At 42.7% G+C, this 2,100-nt stretch carries 1 protein-coding gene; it reads left to right on the top strand.

What is annotated here, in order from left to right:
- The first annotated feature begins 182 nt into the window (after nucleotides 1–182).
- Nucleotides 183–2,057 (top strand): IS1634 family transposase, encoded by a 1,875-nt coding sequence (locus Q366_RS22095; protein WP_245620030.1) that lies wholly within the window; start codon nucleotides 183–185, stop codon nucleotides 2,055–2,057.
- The last annotated feature ends 43 nt before the right edge of the window (nucleotides 2,058–2,100 follow it).

The raw sequence follows: 2,100 nt of genomic DNA on the forward strand, positions 1-2,100 counted from the left end.
TAACCCATCTTTTCGAAAATTCTAAGACAAACATAAAATTTCACCTATTTTTTATGGCACTATGAATTTATTTCATAATGTTTTAAGTGTGTTGCATGCGGCTCCTTCAATATTCTCCAATGTAGTGCCATAAAATTATAAAGTTGTTGATTTTTCCATTGACATGTGTATATAGTGGCCCCATGTATATTCGAAGAACTACGATTAAAAGCCGAAAAGATGGCCGCCAGTATTACACCTACAGGTTGGTTGAATCAGAACGAACTGAGAAGGGTGTGCGCCAGCGTACAATACTCAATTTGGGTACAGGTTTTTCTCTACCACGGGAAAAATGGTCTGAAGTCGTTTCCCGGGTCCAGCAGATCATAAGCGGGGAGGAGCTGCTGTTTGAATCGTCCCAAGAAATAGAAAAAATGGCCCAGAACCTTGCGGCTCAAATTATTCAAGCGAAAGCTCAAAACAGAGCTGAGAATATGCAGCCAGACTATAGAGAGGTGGACGTAGACCGCCTGGAAATGTTCCGGCCACGCAGCATTGGTTGTGAGCATGTTGCTCTGGAGGCATTTAATTCATTGAAGCTTGATGAGTGTCTCAAAACCCTGGGATTCAATGGCCCCCAGCTTGCGGCAACTACCGGAACCATCATCGGGCGGATGTGTCACCCGGCAAGCGAGCTGGCCACCCACTACTGGCTCCAGAATGTTTCAGGATTGGGTGAACTGATTGATTATGACTTCAGTAAGATCAACCTGTACAAAATGTATTCCATTTCTGATCAGCTCCTTAAAAATAAGGAGGCAATAGAAAAATATCTGTACCTTCAAGAAAAGCAGCTGTTCGGCTTTCAAGAAACCATAACCCTGTATGATCTCACAAACACATATTTTGAGGGACAAGGTGAAGGCAATCTTCTGGGGGAACTTGGACATTCCAAAGAAAAACGGTCTGATTGCCCTCTGGTGACGCTGGCCATACTGCTTGACAGCAGTGGCTTTCCAAAATCAAGTCAGGTTTTTGCTGGAAATGTAAGCGAGCCTAAAACATTGAAGGAAATGATCAATGGGCTGGAAAAAATGGGTCAGAATCCGAACATCTTTGAACCACAAAAAGCAACTGTTGTGATGGATGCCGGGATTGCATCCGAAGAGAATATTGAGTGGCTCAAGGAGAATCAGTACCCTTATATTGTTGTCAGCCGTAAACGGCACCGACAGTTCAATGACGATGAAGCTGTTGTGGTCAAACAAGATGAAGGTTGTACCGGTACAGTAAAAGCACAAAAAGTGATTGATTCGGAAACCGATGAGGTATTGTTGTATTGCCACTCAACACAGCGTGAAAAAAAAGAACGAGCCATCAATAATAGATTCACAGTACGCTTTGAGGAAGCCCTCAAATACCTTGATGATGGGTTGCATATCAAGGGGCGGTTGAAAAAATACGATAAGGTTATTGAAAAAATTGGGCGATTAAAGCAAAAAAACTCCAAAGCGTCCAAGCTTTATCAAATAGATATCTCCAAAGATGAAAAAAGTGGTAATGCCGTTAAAATCAAGTGGACTCGCAATGCCGAGCCGGATACAAAAGATGGGTTTCCCGGAGTGTATTGTCTTAGAACGAGCCACAAGGATCTGAATGAAGAGACACTCTGGCGCACCTATACAATGTTGACAGACCTGGAAGCCGTTTTTCGTTCATTAAAATCTGAGCTGGGAATGCGGCCTGTTTTTCATCAGATCACAGAACGGGTAACAGGCCATCTCTTTATAAGTGTCCTGGCGTATCATTTGGTTCATAGTATTCGACACCGATTAAAAAAAGCTGGCATTGTCACGAGCTGGTCAGGTTTGAGGGAGCAATTGAGTGGGCAACATCGAATCACTATTTCAATGCACTGCAAAAATGGTGACATGGTGCATGTAAGAAAAAGCACTCGGCCGGAGCCAAGACAACAGGAAATTTATTCTGCTTTGGGGATATGTTCTCTTCCTGGTACGACGACCAAGAGAGTTATAAACAAAAGTAGTGCCATAACAGAGATTTCAAAAATGGAATAGACTGTAATCATAGATGATTTTAACCTTTAGTCGAAAAGATGGG

It is taken from the genome of Desulfobacter vibrioformis DSM 8776 (assembly GCF_000745975.1).
GTDB lineage: Bacteria > Desulfobacterota > Desulfobacteria > Desulfobacterales > Desulfobacteraceae > Desulfobacter > Desulfobacter vibrioformis.

Bases quoted from the DNA above. Each gene is read 5' to 3' on its own strand.
- Q366_RS22095 (WP_245620030.1), top strand. From the start codon at position 183: ATGTATATTCGAAGAACTACGATTAAAAGCCGAAAAGATGGCCGCCAG.